Below are 16,904 nucleotides of genomic sequence, written 5' to 3' on the forward strand. Positions count from 1 at the left end.
ATAGTTGAGTTAGTTTAGTAAAAAAGGGTCCTTGAAAAAGGATCCTTTTCAGTTCAGTATAAACTCCAGCATTTTAACGGCGTAGTCTTAATATTTTAATGTTAAAAATAGTACTAGCAATTCTGAATCTTCTCAAGGCACCAAAAAATCAGTTTTAATAATACAATCTGAAATCTAGTAGCTTGCAGAGGTTGTAATGCTTTTGAAACATCAATTCTACAACTTCCGTAAAATCATCGTTCTCTTGGTACAAGCTAAAAAATACTCTGTCAATAGTTGCTATACTAGAAATTGCATCCTGCTTCGCTCCATATCCTGATATTGCTCTTGCTCCAGTAACATCTAAAAAATACTGGGATTCCTCATCTGTTAAGTCTAAGATTTTTTCATTGGCAAAGTGTATCACTTTCCCATTCATTTTACCTTCAAAAATTTCTGCGATTTCCTCAATACTATAATAATAGTCATTCAACAGCACATTATTAGGCTCTCCTGACATCACGAGATAAATAATTTCGTAATCTTTAAAATTATGATCTTCATACAACAAGTCATTCAAGCTCTGTTCTAATCCTTCAATAGTATCACAAGTTTTATAAATACTTGCAATACCTTGGTTTAAGGCGATATCTTCCAAAGTATTCACCACTTCCGTAGTGCTATCAACATCTACATCCGGAACGGCTTCAAGACAGAAAATAAATTTTTCAATCTCCATAAAGGTCTGCTTTCAATTTAAATATAATTGGCAAAATTCCTCTATTAAAATGGTTTTAACAAATAAATCAGCTACTTCTATTTAATACTAAATGCTACTGTCTCTCCAGGCTTTAACATCATAGATTTTTTAGTTGATTTATTTTGAAACGATAATTCAGTCTCCTGTTCTCCGATAGCTTGTACCTTTAGCTTCCTATCCTTGAGGGTCACTATAAGATCTGATACTATAGAAAAATTTAAAACTATTTTTTCAAATTCCAGTTTATTTACGGAAAAGAATACGGCTGTTTCCCCTTTAGATAATGAATAGGTTTCTTCCCCAGAAGCCTTCCAGAAAGTATCATTTAGTACCCAATCTCTAAAACTGGGTTTCTCCTTGTTCTCATCAATTCTATTGGCATACCCTTGGTACGGATATACTATACTAATAAAGCTAAAGGTACTTTGCTCTTTTTTGGTAACTACGGTCCACTGCTTACCACGGGCGCCAGAAGTGCTTATGGTATCTGCTTTTTTAAGTTGATAAATATCTAAACCTGAAGCATTATCAAAACTAGATCTAATTAAATTTGGAGCTTCTTCTAAAGAATAATGTCCTTGCCAAACTTGCTTGTAATCATGTGGCACTGCTGATGAGAAATTATCTTTTACAACCCAGAAATCATCTTTTAAGTAAATAACTTGCCTACTGTAACGTACACCACTTTTTTCAAAACCATTATGACTTCCTATAAATATATCTGAATTTTCATTCTTTTTCCAAGCAATCACTTTTGGTTGTGGCAACTCCAAAAATTTCCCAAAACCACTACCTCCTTGGTTTGAAGTATACTGCTTGCCTTGTAACTCATCATCTACTAGTGCTACGTTTTTAACCATAGAATTTTTAAAAAAATCATAATCTTCCAAAGAATAACGTACTTGATAGTTTGGCAGCATAACTTTTCCATGTGCCATAGCTTGGATTCCTAGCATATCACCATGTTGGTGATCTGGCTTATCAGCATCTAGTCCAGCAGAAATTACCATCATTTTATCCTCAGGACTCCAGCCTTCACGCATCACATAATATCCTGTCGTAGGAAACTCAACCGACTTCATTGTTGGTTCTTGCCCTTCAATATGCGTTAACATTTTTAATTGGGAATTGGTTACATACCAAAACATTTTACGCTCCACATGATCATTCGCAAAATGACCAATGTTAGGAGATTCAAAGAGTAAATATCCAAGGGTTAAAGCTCCTGAAATATCGTTATAAGTGGCCCAAGGGTTATCTGTATCATCAGACAATACAGGAGCTGTTTTATTTGGATATGCAATTTTTGTAAGGGTGATGAAGAGTGATTTTAGGCGTTCTTTCCAAAACGGTTTTACCGTTAACTCGCTAATTTCAGCTAATTGATACACATAAAAATAGTTATCAATATCGCTCATATGGTAATGAATAGAACGTTCAAATTGAAAACCATCATCATTAATTTCCTTAGACATATGTTGCTCTAAAAGCAACATGGAATGCTCATACCAGGTGTCTGTATCTTTAAAATCTCTGAACAACATAGAAATCATAGCAAGCGCAGACATTCCTCTGGTTTGATGGTTTCCTGAAGCAAACTCAGGATTATGCTGATACAAATGCGCTCCATGCTGTAATAAGGTGGCAATAGTGGTTAACTGGTCCTTATCTGTATACGCTTCTTGTCCTAAAAATAGGTTATGAATCTGCAACCAATTTAAAACCCGGTAACCAGATCTAAACACTTCATATACGCCATTCCCATCTTCTATTTTTTCAAACTCATTTGCTTGCAAGGCTCCATTTAATGATTGCAACTGGTCTTTGAAATAAGTAATATATTTTGGATCTTTATTTTGGTAATAGTACTGATATGCCACATCTACCATTTTATGTTGGCGTGCTAAATGGCGCAGTGCATAAGCGTTTACAGGTGTCCCATTTAAATAATCAAAAGGTAATTTCCATTGTGCAGGGCCTAAATACTTGCCCATATGATCCTTGGCATTTTCTTCATGAGACTTTTCAACTCCTATATAAATAGTATTATAGGCTTGAAAACGCGTATCAATATCTTTGAAGTCAAAGAAATAACGCTCAGAAAATTTATCGCGAAAGTATTGTGCTAAACTAGCTTCTGTAATTGCACCTTCTTTACTTAATTTTGCTTTAACCTCTGGGGTTAAATAATTGATTAAGTCTTCAGCAGCTATTACTTCATTGGCTGGTATCGTTTGAGAAAAACCATATACAGAAATTAGTAAAAATGTAATAAAATAGATCTTAAAATTAGTCATAACAGGTGTATCTAGTACATTAGTTTTTGTTTCAAGTTTTGTTCTATTCTAATTTCTCCAGAATTTTCAGTAACATTATTTACTGGCTTTTGGCCTTTTTCTCCCCATAATATAGCGATCTCTTTTACTGGGTTGTCTCTAAATGTGTTATCAGAAAAAATAACATTTACAATTCCGTGATTCTGAATTAACAAGCCACTTTCATCGGCTTGACCGCTATTGGTAAATGTATTATTTTTCAATACTAAATTTCCTCCGATAGTAGACTCATCATAACCTCCTCGATAATAATTTAAAACTGAAGATTGAACCTGATCAAAGGTAGAATTCGTGATAAAAACAAACTCTGCATTATAATCGCCTTTTGCATCCGTCTCCGTATTTAAAAGAATCCCCGTTAAACAATCTTTAATATTACTGTTGTCTATTGCTATCGTATCTGCAAAGGATGCTTTGTAGGCTTTAATAACACTTTTAAACTTTGAAATCTCTGTGTTTTTTATAAAAAGGTTGAAGGCTTTAGACATGTTTTTATCCAAGGTAACTATCGCATCTTGTGTTTTGTCTCCTTTTATACTGATGTTTTCTAAATTTAATATTCCTTTAGGGTGCATTTCAAACCCTGTAATTCCTGTAGCAAATCGCAATTCGGCTTTCTTATCTTTATCCGAAGAAGTAATTGTTATATTTTTATCAATTAACAATGTAGTGTTGATTTTATAAACTCCAGATTTTAAAGATAAAATGTCTCCAGAATGTGCGTTCTTAAGTTTAGATATCAATGATTTCGCTGAGCTTACCGCTATTGTTTTAGGGGTATAATTGGATGCTTCTGTTGAAAACCATTTAGAACCATAAAGATTTTTTTGAACTAAAACTTGGTTTCCTGATACTGGTAAGCTTATTGCTCCAATACTATTTTGTTTTTGCCTATCCGCTCCGAAAAGATCTGATTTAATAGTTTCAAAATCGAAACCATGAAATACATCTTCTTGGTTTTTTGTAGGTATATAAAGATCTTCTGATACTTGTTTTACCTCGAAAACTTTAGTACTAATTCCATCACTAGTAACACCACTTTTATTTTCACTATTTAAAATATTATTTTTAAAAGTCACACCCCCAACATCATCATAATTTACAATCGGGTATTGATCTTCTTTATGATTATAAACTAAATTGTTAGCAAGAAGCATGCGTTCTGGTCTGGCTGAACGAATTTCTGAAGCTGGTAAAACATCCTTTTTATCAATATTAGTTCCTACACCAAATTGAAATGGCGATTTACAATCTATATATGTATTATAAGCCACCACCACATCTGTAACTTGGTTGTATCGGTTAAGTGGCGATTTAGGAATACCGTTCATTACTGCTAAGGCACTTCTAAACTCATTACCCTTTATTTTGTAGAAATAGTTGTTCGTAATCCAATGCCCCGTATTAATCACCCGAATACCTCCTATAAATTCAGAATCATCATTTCCAATAAATACATTCCCATCTATAGTACAATAGTTACCGTGTCTTAAAACTAAAGAACCTTCACTCTCAAAGAAAATATTATTACGATACTCGTTGAAATTAGACTTGTTAGAAATTATTTCAACTTCACCATTACACCTGTCGAAAAAATTATTAGAAACATTCGTATATGATGGGGTCATTGAAGTATGACTACTCCCTATCTGTAAAGTTTCGCCATGTGGCCCACCCTTACGGGGTCTAGGGCCAAAATGATTATATACAATTTGATGGTGATTGTTTACATGCTCGTTTCCTTTTAGAAAGACTCGAACTGTAGGTCCAAAATTTGATTTCCCAACAATAGAACTATGATCTAATTGGTTATTTCTTCCCCAAAACTCTATCCAATGGTCTGACACTTCCCTGTTTGGTTGTGTAAATTCATCTATTACACAATTGGTAATCCTACTATGGTTTGCAATAGAATCTTCATTAATTTTAAATTGAATAACACTATTTGAAGGCGTATATCCATTTTTAAAATGTAAATCCCTAACAACAAGATACTTTCCTCCTAATTTTAAATTAGATACTCCTTCTATGCTTACTTTCCCAGGTGTTTCTGCCCGCAATATAATCGGCTTATCTACTGTTCCCTCTCCATAAAATTTAATTTGAATATCTTTCCAAACCCCATTTTGAAGAACAATTTCGTTTCCTGCTTTCGCCTCAGCGATAGCGTCTTGTAATTCTTGGGCTGTACTAGCGTTTAAAGTTTGGGCTACTACTTTTTCTTGGTGCGAAAATAGTGCAAGACTTAAAAATAAAAGGATAAAACTCTTTTTCATGCTATTTGGTTTATGTAAAATTCTTAATGAATTAGGATTAGAGAACCGTCACGATGCGTAATTAAGAGCACTGCAAATTTTATAAAATTGGTTTTCCAAACTGGTTTACCAAATATACTGATATTTGTCGTATTATCGAATTTTTAACTTTTATTTCAACTATATATAATTCTGTAAAGAAGAATTTAAACTTATAGCAAAAAGGTTCTCTACCTAAAATTAAAAAAAATGAAATAAATCTCTAGAAATAAATTTGACACAGGTAATTATGTAGGTTTATAAATGTTGATCATCATAGTATGTATAAAAAAAATGTTTCCCGGGAGTGTAAGGCTAACTATTTCAAATACTGATGTATTAGGAGTAATTAAAAGATTTATAAGAGTACTTTACAAATCTTTACGTGACGACCTTTGGCAACTAATCATACGCCATGAAACATCTTACTCATCTTTTAGAATATCAAGTAAAAGATTTACTAGATATTGAACTACAATTACTTCAAATTCTACCTAAAATTATATTCTGTGCTAAAGACAAGTACCTTCTGAAATTACTTCATTTGCATTTGCAAGAGACTACAATTCAAAGTATCAAAATAGGTCAAGTCGGCCAAGTACTAGAAATACTACATACAACTAAAACTTCAGAGGTGATGACGAGCCTAATCAAACAGATTACGCTATTTTTAAATAAAGACATTAAATCAGAGCTTAAAGATGCGGGGATTATTGCCGAATTACAAAAAATTGAGTATTACAAAATAGCATGTTATGATACTGCTCTAAGCTACGCCAAAGAGCTTAAATTAACTTCGATCACTTCTCTTTTAAATGACACACTAAACCAAGTATACGAAATTAATGAAAGCCTAACAGATTTGGCAGAAAATCATATGAACAAAAAAGCAGCAAATAAGTACTAAGCTATCACTACAAAAATATTTTAACTACTTTTTATTATCAATTATTTTTTTGAAATTATCTCTATAATAAGAAGGTGTCATCCCATATTTATCCCTAAATAATTTAGAGAAGTAACTCCTGCTTGTTATACCTAATAAAAACATGACGTCCGCAATAGAATTCTCTTGCTGAATTAATAAAACTTTACTCTGCTCTAAACGTTTGTTTTGAATATATTGATGAATAGTTTGTTTAAAGAAATACTGAAAGCCATACTGCAACTTACTTTGATTAAGTCCTACTGTAACAGATATTACTTTCAAATTTTTATAGGTGGCCACATCAGTATCAATCAAAATAATGGCTTCTCTTACTTTCTTTATTTCAGAAATACGAAGTAAAGTCCGCTTGCTTTCATTCTTTAAATCGTCTTCATATTGAATTATCTGTTTTGTCAATATTTCGTAGGACTTACCTTCTAGAAAAGTTTTCTTGAGAAAGCTTCCGTGTTGAAACTCTTGAATTTCTGTAAATAAAGTTGCTAATTCTAGACTATAAAAACCATCATAATAAAAAACGTTATCTGCTGCTTCATCTCTAAACAAATGCTGTAATGTATCTGAAAGGCTATCAATCTCACATTGGTAATGTTCTAAAAAGTTGAGGCGATCTATTTCTAAACTATAAAATATGGTTTTCTGGTTTTTTTTAAAACATAATATATGTCCATTGTGCTTACTACTAGATACAATTGCATTTTGATATTGTACGATAGAATGTCTGTGATCATCTTCCGCAAACTTATGTTCCAAAGTGCCTTCCAGACAAAATAAAAATTTTAAGGGATGTACTTCTTTTATGACAAATTGAATTTCAAAATCTTCTTTGAACTCACAATTATAGATTAAAATTCCCATGTTATTTTTAAAGTTCACTCCCATTATTTCACCACGGCCGTAGTGTTCCGGAACTGATAATATAAATTGATCACATTTTTGAACAAATTCTGTATCTAATGCTTTCGCAATATCATTAATAACATCTTTTAAGGGCAAAGAATTAACCACAATACGCTTCATAACTACGTTTATACTTATTTAATGATTACTCCAAATTAAGCTCAAAAAATTAATATTTGCAATCATATTGTCCTCTAAGCCACTGTAATCTCCAGAAAAATAAATTTTATGTTGTTTCTAATACAGGTTAAAAATAAATTCTTTTTTGCTAGGCTTCGTCATCTCTTTTACCCAACTACTTGTAAATAGACGTTCTAAAGAGTTTTTAAGCAAATTAAAGCTAGTCGGTTTCGTTAAGTAAATATCAGCTCCTAACGCATAGGCTTCTTGAATATCTCTGTCCGAATTAGAAGTAGAGTAAATACTTATTGGCAGCCCTTTTAATCTTTCATTAGCTCTAATTTCTTGTAAACATTCTAAACCATTTTTCTTAGGCATGTTTAAGTCTAAAAACAAAAAATTAGGCAATTCATTCAAGGAACAATTCAAATAATTCATTAATTCCATCCCATCCTTAAATTGAAATAATTCCAAGCCTAGATTTAAAGACTCAAATGCTTCTTGAAAGATATATCTATCATCTTCATCGTCATCTGCAATGGCAATTTTTCGAAATTGTAAATTCATAAAGTCCTCTTTTAACGATTCAACTAAATACTAGTTGCCAAGCTAATGACCAAGTTCATAAATCCACTACACCAATCTATTGTTGGCTATACTTAGATTTTTCATCATTAAAAGACTAAACCCTACTAATTATGATCTCCATTATATTCTGGAGATTTGTAGTTTATTTAAATCCCGCTGATACAAGATTAAAAAAGTCAATTTAGTAATAATAAAGTACGACTACATAGGGTTAGTTAAATAAACCCCTTAAAAAATTACACCCACGTATAGTTTGACCTAAAGCTGAGAGGGTATTATCTTAGAAGTTAATTATAATCGTTATGTTCCCATGCAAAAGAAGCAAATTAATTAGCACTCTGTTAACAAAATACAATTAATAATGGTAAATATCGGAAGTATACCTGTTTCGTGGAATTTCAGGATTTTTTTTGTAGAAGCGAGGTATTTATAGAGTAGAACTTCCCTCGAATAATTCAGCCTCAATTTTACCTAAAAATAGCATTGCCCAATTATTAGTTAGCCTAAACAATTTATATTTGTCAAAAGTTTAGCGTTAGAAGTCGCCTGTACTTATTATAATTTCTTTTACGATATCGTTGTCAATACGCAACAATCGACTTTAAAAAATAGTGCTCCTAATAACTGTCCTTAATAATTTGATAGGCTAACCGTTCACTAGCAGAAAGTTTGTATGTACTGCGGGTATTTTTATAAGGATTTGGATTAGGAACCTCTTTCGTATCTATTGCATTGAATACTGCCGGATGCACATAATAATTTTTACATACCGATGGTGTGTTCCCCAGTTCTTCAGCTACCATTTTAATGACCATATTGCTAAACTTTCTGCGGGTACCTTTTGCTTGATTTTTCAAAGCATAATCATAGCATTCTATAGCCAGTCTACTACCAGACCATGTTCTGAAGTCTTTACTAGAAAAACTTTCTCCCATAAAGGTATTGATATAGGTATTTACTTCTTCGCTATCCACATCTTGAAATACTCCGGCTTGATCTTTATATCTAAAGATTTCGTAACCAGGTAGATTAGCTGTTTCTTTTATAAATGGGATCAAATCTGCGTCATCAATATGCACTTCTCTTTCTTGATTGCTTTTGCCTTTAAATTTAAAGATTAACTCATCACCTTCAAAATTCAAATGCTTTCTACGTAAGGTGGTTAATCCAAATGTTTCATTTTCATTCCGGTAATGTTTATTACCGATTCTCACCCCATATTCATCCAAGATAAGTATGATTAATGCTAATAACTTACGTTTGCCCCACTCATTTGCTTGTAAATCTTTATAGGCTCTCTTTCTAATTCTAGGTAAATGATCTGCAAAATCTAACATCTTTTTAAATTTTGCCTCTTGTCTATTTTTCTCATAGACAGAATGGTAAATGTATTGCTTTCGGCCTTTGAGGTCCCGACCAATGGCCTGTATGTGACCATCATCAAAACGACAAATATTCACATCGGACCACATAGGTGGTATGACAAGATTTCTAAGTCTCTTTAAGATTTTCTTGTCTTGAATTTTTATACCATCTTCATCATAAAAAGCAAAACCCCTCCCCTTCTTTTTTCTTGAAATACACATCGCAGAATCGTCTACTTCTTGAATCTTAGTCATCGGGAGTGGTTTTGAATTTTTAAATAATTTGTACGATTAAAATCTTTGCTCTATACTAGCATTTGATCCTAATATATTCAACGCACTAGCTTTATTTGAGCTTCTGATGCTGCCCATGGCAACTTTTAAAGATTGAAATTCTTTTACGCATGCCAAATTGTTAATCACTAGCGTATCTAGCTCAACTCTATCTACTAAATGATGATCATCTTTGACCGCAAAAGCCTCATCAATAAGCTTTAACATATTTCTATTGGTATAATCACAATCAAGAATTAGAATGTTTACATCTCTTAATTCATCCAAACCGTTGGATAATACCAATGAATCATAGTTAGAAAGTAACGATTTCTTAAACGCACTAATTTGCGTTTCTCTTCTTAAAGCCTGTTCTTTTAATAACTGTAATTGTTCTTCTATAGTGGAGTTCATATGTATAATTTTTAGATGTCCAAATCTAAGTCCAGATTTTATGTGTTATTAATCTGATTACTTTTTTTTTGAATCTTATCGCTACAAAAAAAGCCTTGAGATGGTTCTCAAGGCTTTTTCTAAGTATCATTTAAATCTAATGCTGTTGCATCTTTTCTTTCTTCTTTCGCAACTGTCTTTCTAACTCATTAATTGTTTCGCTAATAGAGCTTTGAAAGTTGTCATGACTAGATTCCGCGAATAAACGGGGTCCCGGTAAACTTAAGCGAATATTGCAAATTTTGCCAGTTTCATCGGAAGATGTATTTTCTTCTTTAAAGAATACATCTGCTCTAATCAACATATCATATTTATCTTTTAATTTATCTAACTTTTCCTTCACTATTGCTTCCAATCGATCACTTGAAGCAACGTCATGGTACTCATATATTATCTGCATAATTCTGTTTTTTTTATTTATCACAATTTACCATCCAACTAATTCCGTATTGGTCATTACATCTTCCAAAATGTCCCCATTCTCGCTCTCTAAATTCATGATGGATTTGTCCTCCACTAGAGAGTTTAGTAAAAATCTTCTCAGCTTCTTCTACGGTATCTAAGTCCACACTCATATGAATTTGACTTCCGTTATTTATTGGAGTATCCGGAGAGGCATCGTAGGCCATAAAATTAACGCCCTTACCTTTTAACTCTGCGTGCTGTAATTTCTTCCGATAATTACCTGGAACATCTATTTTTTTGTCTTCATAGGTCTGACGGTTTTTAATTTCTGCGTTAAATATATCCCCATAAAAGCTTAGGGCTTCTTGACAATTGCCATTAAAGGCTAAATATGCTTGTACGTTCATAATTTTAATTTTTCACTAAATTAGAACTATCACAACAGCTACGTTTGCTCGAAAGAAATAAGTTTTGATGCGTTCCATAAATGTAAAATTGGCATTTATAGAATAAAAAAAAGTACCTTCTTAATTTTGATTTCAAACAAGCACCCCTATATAATAAGGTATGAAATTAAGGAGTTTTTATATTGTAGTAAATATTTTATAATTCTCTTAATAAACTCGATTTCATTGCGTCAAGAAAATCGGTAATCAAGCTAAATTGTAACGAAGGAGCTTTCTAATTTTGTGGTAGTAATAATTAAAAACAAAACACATATGAAAACTTTAAAAACAATATTATTAGGAGCAATACTTTTCACCACTTTCAGTGGATTTTCTCAAACAGAGAAAGAAGCAAAAATTATGAAAGATGCTGAAAAAGTTAAAATGAAAATGGTGAAAACGGACAAAGGCTTAAAAACATTCATGGATAATTCTACAGCTTACGTAATTTTTCCAAATGTTGGTGAGGGAGCACTTATCATCGGTGGGGCTTCTGGAAACGGAGTTGTATACGAGAACGGAAAACCAGTAGGTTTAGCAGATCTTAAAAAAGTAGATATAGGGCTACAAGCTGGTGGACAAGCACTTTCTGAAATTATCTTTTTTGAAACAGAAGAAGCTCTAGCTAAATTTAAAGATGATGAGCTTACTTTTTCTGCAGAAGCATCTGCAGTAGTGTTAGAATCTGGAGCCTCAAAAAATGCTAACTATAGTGACGGTGTCGTTGTATTTGCAATGCCGAAAGCTGGAGTTATGGCCGATTTATCTGTTGGAGGACAACGTTTGAGTTACGATTCTTTTGATGATCGTTCTGATAAATAATAACATATTTGATATGGTAAAAAGGCTGTCTAAATAGACAGCCTTTTTTTTTGCTCTACATTTAAATTCTGTACTTAAAAATGCCCTTAAAACATTTTAACAAAGCACTTTTTTTAGCGTCAAAAAGTGTTTTGATTGTTTCAAATTCTTCTATTCTTGAGACTTAGTTTTGACCAAAATTAAAAACAATTTATAAAATTTTAAACACATAAAAATTATGAAAAAAGTAGTAGCATTATTAGTATTTATGACAGCGGGTTCTTCTCTATTTGCACAATCATGGTCGGATAAATTTCAAATAGGTATTAAAGGTGGAGCCAACTTTGCTACCGTGGCCGGTGATGATTTTGACAGTCCAGATAGTAGAACAAGTTTTTATGCAGGTCTTGTAGCAGAAGCGCCATTAACGGAAACATTATCACTACAACCAGAGGTATTTTATTCAGGACAAGGTTTTGATTTAAATGACAATGCGAACGGAGCAGATGCAGAATATCAAATAGATTACATTCAAGTTCCTGTACTTCTGAAAGTTTATTTGGTAGACGGATTAAACATTCAAGCTGGACCTCAATTTGGTTTTAAAGTAAATGAAGAAGTAGATTTTCAACCAACAAATGATGATGGTGATATTGACACGGATGCTGTAAGAGATTTTGATTTTCAATTAACATCTGGCTTGGAATATAAGTTTGCAGAATCTTTCTTTATTCAAGCAAGATACACGTACGGTTTCTCTGAATTAATTAAAGACACAGACGTTCATAATTCTTATTTCTCTGCAGGTATAGGATACATGTTTTAATAAAAACAACTGCTTAATGCATCCCGTTAAAACTTAACGCTAATGGAGCAATTTCTTCGCGTAATCATTCTTAATTTTAGGGTATACAAAAATAATAATCTAAAAAATAAAGATATGAATACGACACAATTAGAAGGTAAATGGAAACAAGTAAAAGGTACGTTTAAACAAAAATATGGAAAACTTACCGATGACGACCTTACCTATACTGAAGGAAAGTTTGACGAGATGATTGGAAAACTTCAAGAAAAAACAGGCAAGAAGAAAGAGGAAATTGAAAAAGAGATTCAAGAATTGTAAAATTCTAAATCACAGAGTATACTTTTTTTAAGAGAGTACTCTTATTGCAAATTCTGTTAAGACGAATGTATAAACCACCAAAAAGCAATTTTTGGTGGTTTATTATTTCATAGAGTATTCCAATAAAGAACAAGCTTTAGTTACTTCATGTACTTCTTGTACACCAGGCGGCCATAATACGCTATGAATACAAAACATACCAATGGAAGTACGAATGAAAAATTCACTTCTGAAACCCCCGCAATTTTTATATCATTGACCTTATTACCTCCCAAATCTATAATCATTCCTTGAAGCTTAGGCATTAAGGCCCCTCCTACAATAGCCATAACTAGGCCTGCAGCTCCTATCTTTGATTCCTCTTCCGCTAAGCCATGCAAGGCAATACCGTAGATTGTAGGAAACATTAAAGACATACAAAAGGATATCGCTACCAAGCAATACAGTCCATAAATACCATCAATAAATACAGTTCCTAAAGCAAAGACTGCCGCAAGGATTGAAAAATACATCAATAACTTTCCTGAACTCAAAAAGCGAAGTAGGTACGTACCTATAGCTCTACCTATCATGAATAAGAAGAATGCAGCAAATTGATAGTTGGCCGCATCTTCACTAGACATACCCATAGCTTCTGCATATTGGTATATATAGGTCCAACACATTATTTGCGCCCCAACATACATGATTTGAGCAATAACCCCTAAGACATATTTGTGGTTCTTACCTAGATCTTTAAAGGTGGTAGATAGACTTGGTATGGCTCCATCTTCCTTTGCTTGTGGCATTTTACTCACCAATATGAGCACAAATACGCCCAAGATTACCAATCCTAAGATCACATAAGGATCCCTAATCACCATTAAATCTGAGGTACGGATCAATGCTTTCTTGGCTTCTGCAAGGGCACTAAAATTTTTCACATCATCTGATTGTAATTTTTTAAGTACAAATTGTTGTGCCACTAAAAGTCCCAATAATAAACCTACTGGGTTAAAAGCTTGTGCTAAATTTAGCCGCAAAGTTGCCGTTTCTGGAGCTCCCATTGCCAAAACATAAGGATTTGCCGTAGTTTCTAAAAAAGCTAAGCCAAAGGTTAGAATATAAAGTGCCAAACAAAAGAACCAAAATTGCTGTGTTATTGCTGCGGGATAAAATAAAAGCGCTCCTCCTGCAAATAAGGCTAAGCCTATTAACACTCCTGTTTTATAGGAATATTTTCTTACGAATAATGCTGCAGGTAATGCCATGCAAAAATAACCACCATAAAATGCCATTTGCACCCATGCTGCCTGAGAATTAGATAGCTCTAACACTTTTTTAAAAGCTTGTACCATAGGGTCAGTAACGGCATTCGCAAAGCCCCATAAAGCAAAAAGAGAGGTTATTAATATAAATGGCAACAAAACCGATTTAGAAACAATTGCTGGTTTGCTCATAATAGTGAATTTTAAATAGTTAGTTAGTTAGTTAGTTAGTTCCTAAAAGCACGTAAATTAAAACCGTAATCACACAAAGTGCTATCGCCATTGGTTTTGTATATTTCCATTCTTTCATTTCTACATAATCATGTTCTTCTTCAACACTTTTCTTATGGTTGGGGTAGAAATAAGAAACTGCAAACATTACAATAACATTTAATACAAATTCTATTCCCCAGAGATGCACAAAATGTATATTAAGCTTAAAAACAAAAGTGGTCAGAATATAGAAGGCCAAACCTATAAATAAAGCAGCCTTCGCACCAGTCGCCGATATTTTTTTTAGAAAAAAGCCTGCTAACATAATTGATGCAATCGGGATAAAGAAAATTCCGTTTAATTGTTGTAAAAGTTGATACAAACCATCTGGTGCATTGGCCACCATTGGCGCCACAAGAATAGCGAAAACGGCTAAAACTGCAGAAGTAAGCTTCCCAATTTTAACGAGTTTTTTATCTGTAGCATTTCTTCCAAAATGACGTTTATACACATCGATACTAAATATAGTTGCTGCACTATTTAACACACTATTAAAAGTACTTAAAACAGCCCCCATAACTATGGCTGCAAAAATACCGACAAGACCTATAGGAAGTACCTTTTTTATCAGTTCCGGATAGATCATATCTTGTTTGTCATATAAAGAATCTCCGAAATAGTAAAACCCGATGACCCCGGGAAGGATAATAATTATAGGTACTAGTATTTTCAAAACACCTGTATACAATAATCCTTTTTGAGCTTCTACTAAATTTTTAGCTCCTAAAGCACGCTGAACAATGGTTTGGTTCATGCTCCAAAAATATAATTGATTAATAATCAACCCCGTAAAGAGTACCTCAAAGGGAAGTACCGAATCTTTAGCGCCTATTACATTAAATTTTTCTGGACTATGGTTATATACTTTGGTTAAACCCGCTATTGGATTACCATCACCAATGCTTACCAATGCTATAATCGGGATGGCTAATCCGCCAATAAGTAAACCGTACCCATTAATCGTATCTGAAACAGCCACTGCCTTTAAGCCTCCAAAAATGGCATAGATAGATCCTAGGACACCAATAGAAACTACGGTAATCCAAAGGCCTTGTTCTTTAGAGACATTTAAAACTTCAGAAATATTAAAGATACTTTCAATATTGATAGCCCCCGTATAAAGTACTATGGGAAGTAAGGTTACAATAAATGATACCATTAAAAATAGCGCCACTAAGGTTCTGGTAGTACTATCAAATCTTTTTTCTAAATATTCTGGAATGGTGGTTAAGCCCATTTTTAAATATTTAGGAACAAAATAAATAGCGGCAACCACTAAGGCAATAGCAGAGGTTACCTCCCACGCAATAATAATAAATCCGTTTTTGTAGGAAGACCCATTCATTCCAATTAAATGTTCTGTAGATATATTGGTTAGTAACATGGATCCTGCAATGACAACCCCCGTTAAACTTCTGCCCCCAAGAAAATACCCATCTTTTGAGTCTAGTTTTTCTTTTCGGAGTTTAAACCATGAATAAAATGCAACAAAAGCCGTAAAAGCAATAAAGGTGATAGCGGTATACATGAGATAGTGAGTTAGGTTAGAAAATAAATAGCAAAAAAATGCTCTAGTAAAAAATTGCTAGAGCATTGCAAAATTTAAAATAACACAACTTAAAAACTCAACTGTTCAGGGATATATTTTGCGACTAATTCCTTATAATACGGTAATAATTCTTTCGCATTTGGTGGTACTGGTGCTTTTGAATATAAATCATAAGGGTTAAACTTTTTTACCCATTCAAATAATTCAACATCCTTATCTGTCATTAAATGTAGGTAATCATTTTCTCTATGTTGCGAGTAAAATGAATGGTACCGTATCATATATAGCGCAGGTTCTGGTAAATAATCTTTCATGATTTGATATAAATATTCATCATGACCCCAGCTCATTTTAACTTTATCTAAGCCACAGTTTGGTTCGTAAACACCATATTTAGTATTGTAACGTTCATCTGTAGCATCCGGATTAGCTGCGAAAAAATCTGGATATACAATTTTGTCAGAGAAAGCACAGCCCACAGGAAAAGTATCTCCTACCACTGCCCATTGTGGTTCTCCAAAAAGACATAATATTTTACCTAAATCATGAATAAAGCCAGTAAGTACAAACCAGTCTGGATGACCATCTGCTCTAATAGCCTCTGAAGTCTGTAAAAGGTGTTGTAATTGATCTAGATCTATATCTGGATCACTATCATCTACCAATGTATTTAAAAAGTCTACAGCTTCCCAAATAGACATTTCTTTTCTATCAAACTTTAAAAATTCTTTTTCCTTCTCACAAACAAAATCATAGGTCTGGTATTGATGGTTAATTCTATAGAATTCTTTTACGGTATCTAAGCGTTCTGAATCTACATAATTTCTGAACTCTTCTTTTTCCTTTACAGTTTCTACAGGATCAGGATAACGTTCTAATAAGTTATCTTCCCAATCATCAATGTTATCCATTGGATTTTTATGATTGCTATTCAATGATTCTTCCATTACGATCTTTAGTTTTAAATGTTGAGTCTATGTAATTAAAACCATAATTACACTAGGCAATTTAAAATATAAATACTGTAGACCAATGGACTAAAAC

The 16,904-nt window shown here is 33.0% G+C and carries 16 protein-coding genes; 4 read left to right on the forward strand and 12 right to left on the reverse strand.

Going from position 1 to position 16,904, the window contains the following annotated elements; all coding sequences use genetic code 11:
• Positions 1-154: 154 nt before the first annotated feature.
• The 3 genes from BLQ19_RS03400 to BLQ19_RS03410 form a co-directional block, all read right to left on the reverse strand.
• Complete coding sequence (locus BLQ19_RS03400; RefSeq protein WP_024479550.1) at positions 155-718, reverse strand: DUF6642 family protein; 564 nt, start codon at positions 716-718, stop codon at positions 155-157.
• Between the two features lie 77 nt (positions 719-795).
• Entirely contained in the window at positions 796-3,036 is a 2,241-nt protein-coding gene (locus BLQ19_RS03405) for a heparinase II/III family protein (RefSeq protein WP_074537399.1), read from the reverse strand.
• 11 nt (positions 3,037-3,047) lie between these two features.
• A complete protein-coding gene (locus BLQ19_RS03410) occupies positions 3,048-5,351 on the reverse strand; it encodes a chondroitinase-B domain-containing protein (RefSeq protein ID WP_074537400.1) in 2,304 nt (767 codons plus the stop codon).
• Positions 5,352-5,784: 433 nt separating this feature from the next.
• On the opposite strand from BLQ19_RS03410, the gene BLQ19_RS03415 reads away from it, so the two are divergent.
• A complete protein-coding gene (locus tag BLQ19_RS03415; protein WP_074537401.1) occupies positions 5,785-6,276 on the forward strand; it encodes a YciE/YciF ferroxidase family protein in 492 nt (163 codons plus the stop codon).
• 24 nt (positions 6,277-6,300) lie between these two features.
• Here BLQ19_RS03415 and BLQ19_RS03420 read toward each other — a convergent pair whose 3' ends face one another.
• From BLQ19_RS03420 to BLQ19_RS03445, 6 genes are all read right to left on the reverse strand, one after another.
• A complete protein-coding gene (locus BLQ19_RS03420) occupies positions 6,301-7,335 on the reverse strand; it encodes a helix-turn-helix domain-containing protein (protein ID WP_074537402.1) in 1,035 nt (344 codons plus the stop codon).
• Positions 7,336-7,452: 117 nt separating this feature from the next.
• Positions 7,453-7,902 carry a response regulator gene (locus BLQ19_RS03425; protein ID WP_024479545.1) on the reverse strand — a complete coding sequence of 150 codons (450 nt, stop codon included), beginning with the start codon at positions 7,900-7,902 and terminating at the stop codon, positions 7,453-7,455.
• A gap of 638 nt (positions 7,903-8,540) precedes the next feature.
• Positions 8,541-9,542 carry a DNA topoisomerase IB gene (locus BLQ19_RS03430; RefSeq protein ID WP_074537403.1) on the reverse strand — a complete coding sequence of 334 codons (1,002 nt, stop codon included), beginning with the start codon at positions 9,540-9,542 and terminating at the stop codon, positions 8,541-8,543.
• Between the two features lie 36 nt (positions 9,543-9,578).
• A complete protein-coding gene (locus BLQ19_RS03435) occupies positions 9,579-9,974 on the reverse strand; it encodes a hypothetical protein (RefSeq protein WP_074537404.1) in 396 nt (131 codons plus the stop codon).
• Positions 9,975-10,110: 136 nt separating this feature from the next.
• The gene (gene hpf / locus BLQ19_RS03440) at positions 10,111-10,413 is read right to left on the reverse strand and encodes a ribosome hibernation-promoting factor, HPF/YfiA family (RefSeq protein WP_074537405.1); all 303 of its coding nucleotides are present in this window, start codon (positions 10,411-10,413) and stop codon (positions 10,111-10,113) included.
• 13 nt (positions 10,414-10,426) lie between these two features.
• Positions 10,427-10,825 (reverse strand): VOC family protein, encoded by a 399-nt coding sequence (locus BLQ19_RS03445; protein ID WP_029445524.1) that lies wholly within the window; start codon positions 10,823-10,825, stop codon positions 10,427-10,429.
• 312 nt (positions 10,826-11,137) lie between these two features.
• Here BLQ19_RS03445 and BLQ19_RS03450 point away from each other — a divergent pair, with 312 nt between their 5' ends.
• From BLQ19_RS03450 to BLQ19_RS03460, 3 genes are all read left to right on the forward strand, one after another.
• Positions 11,138-11,686 carry a lipid-binding SYLF domain-containing protein gene (locus BLQ19_RS03450; protein WP_074537406.1) on the forward strand — a complete coding sequence of 183 codons (549 nt, stop codon included), beginning with the start codon at positions 11,138-11,140 and terminating at the stop codon, positions 11,684-11,686.
• Between the two features lie 217 nt (positions 11,687-11,903).
• The gene (locus BLQ19_RS03455; protein ID WP_074537407.1) at positions 11,904-12,491 is read left to right on the forward strand and encodes a porin family protein; all 588 of its coding nucleotides are present in this window, start codon (positions 11,904-11,906) and stop codon (positions 12,489-12,491) included.
• A 114-nt stretch (positions 12,492-12,605) separates the two neighbouring features.
• Positions 12,606-12,791 (forward strand): CsbD family protein, encoded by a 186-nt coding sequence (locus BLQ19_RS03460; protein WP_024479538.1) that lies wholly within the window; start codon positions 12,606-12,608, stop codon positions 12,789-12,791.
• Positions 12,792-12,931: 140 nt separating this feature from the next.
• Here BLQ19_RS03460 and fucP read toward each other — a convergent pair whose 3' ends face one another.
• The 3 genes from fucP to BLQ19_RS03475 form a co-directional block, all read right to left on the reverse strand.
• Positions 12,932-14,230 carry an L-fucose:H+ symporter permease gene (gene fucP, locus BLQ19_RS03465; RefSeq protein WP_074537408.1) on the reverse strand — a complete coding sequence of 433 codons (1,299 nt, stop codon included), beginning with the start codon at positions 14,228-14,230 and terminating at the stop codon, positions 12,932-12,934.
• 31 nt (positions 14,231-14,261) lie between these two features.
• Positions 14,262-15,839: a solute:sodium symporter family transporter gene (locus BLQ19_RS03470; RefSeq protein WP_074537409.1), complete on the reverse strand. Its 1,578-nt coding sequence runs from the start codon at positions 15,837-15,839 to the stop codon at positions 14,262-14,264.
• Positions 15,840-15,928: 89 nt separating this feature from the next.
• Positions 15,929-16,807: an inositol oxygenase family protein gene (locus BLQ19_RS03475; RefSeq protein ID WP_074537410.1), complete on the reverse strand. Its 879-nt coding sequence runs from the start codon at positions 16,805-16,807 to the stop codon at positions 15,929-15,931.
• Positions 16,808-16,904 lie beyond the last annotated feature (97 nt).

Source organism: Cellulophaga baltica (genome assembly GCF_900102165.1).
In the GTDB taxonomy this organism is placed as follows: domain Bacteria; phylum Bacteroidota; class Bacteroidia; order Flavobacteriales; family Flavobacteriaceae; genus Cellulophaga; species Cellulophaga baltica.

Coding starts and splice junctions, on each gene's coding strand:
- BLQ19_RS03450 (WP_074537406.1), top strand. CDS start 11,138: ATGAAAACTTTAAAAACAATATTATTAGGAGCAATACTTTTCACCACT.
- BLQ19_RS03435 (WP_074537404.1), bottom strand. CDS start 9,974: ATGAACTCCACTATAGAAGAACAATTACAGTTATTAAAAGAACAGGCT.
- BLQ19_RS03410 (WP_074537400.1), bottom strand. CDS start 5,351: ATGAAAAAGAGTTTTATCCTTTTATTTTTAAGTCTTGCACTATTTTCG.
- BLQ19_RS03425 (WP_024479545.1), bottom strand. CDS start 7,902: ATGAATTTACAATTTCGAAAAATTGCCATTGCAGATGACGATGAAGAT.
- BLQ19_RS03420 (WP_074537402.1), bottom strand. CDS start 7,335: ATGAAGCGTATTGTGGTTAATTCTTTGCCCTTAAAAGATGTTATTAAT.
- hpf (WP_074537405.1), bottom strand. CDS start 10,413: ATGCAGATAATATATGAGTACCATGACGTTGCTTCAAGTGATCGATTG.
- BLQ19_RS03470 (WP_074537409.1), bottom strand. CDS start 15,839: ATGTATACCGCTATCACCTTTATTGCTTTTACGGCTTTTGTTGCATTT.
- BLQ19_RS03400 (WP_024479550.1), bottom strand. CDS start 718: ATGGAGATTGAAAAATTTATTTTCTGTCTTGAAGCCGTTCCGGATGTA.
- BLQ19_RS03405 (WP_074537399.1), bottom strand. CDS start 3,036: ATGACTAATTTTAAGATCTATTTTATTACATTTTTACTAATTTCTGTA.
- BLQ19_RS03430 (WP_074537403.1), bottom strand. CDS start 9,542: ATGACTAAGATTCAAGAAGTAGACGATTCTGCGATGTGTATTTCAAGA.
- BLQ19_RS03415 (WP_074537401.1), top strand. CDS start 5,785: ATGAAACATCTTACTCATCTTTTAGAATATCAAGTAAAAGATTTACTA.
- BLQ19_RS03460 (WP_024479538.1), top strand. CDS start 12,606: ATGAATACGACACAATTAGAAGGTAAATGGAAACAAGTAAAAGGTACG.
- BLQ19_RS03475 (WP_074537410.1), bottom strand. CDS start 16,807: ATGGAAGAATCATTGAATAGCAATCATAAAAATCCAATGGATAACATT.
- BLQ19_RS03445 (WP_029445524.1), bottom strand. CDS start 10,825: ATGAACGTACAAGCATATTTAGCCTTTAATGGCAATTGTCAAGAAGCC.
- BLQ19_RS03455 (WP_074537407.1), top strand. CDS start 11,904: ATGAAAAAAGTAGTAGCATTATTAGTATTTATGACAGCGGGTTCTTCT.
- fucP (WP_074537408.1), bottom strand. CDS start 14,230: ATGAGCAAACCAGCAATTGTTTCTAAATCGGTTTTGTTGCCATTTATA.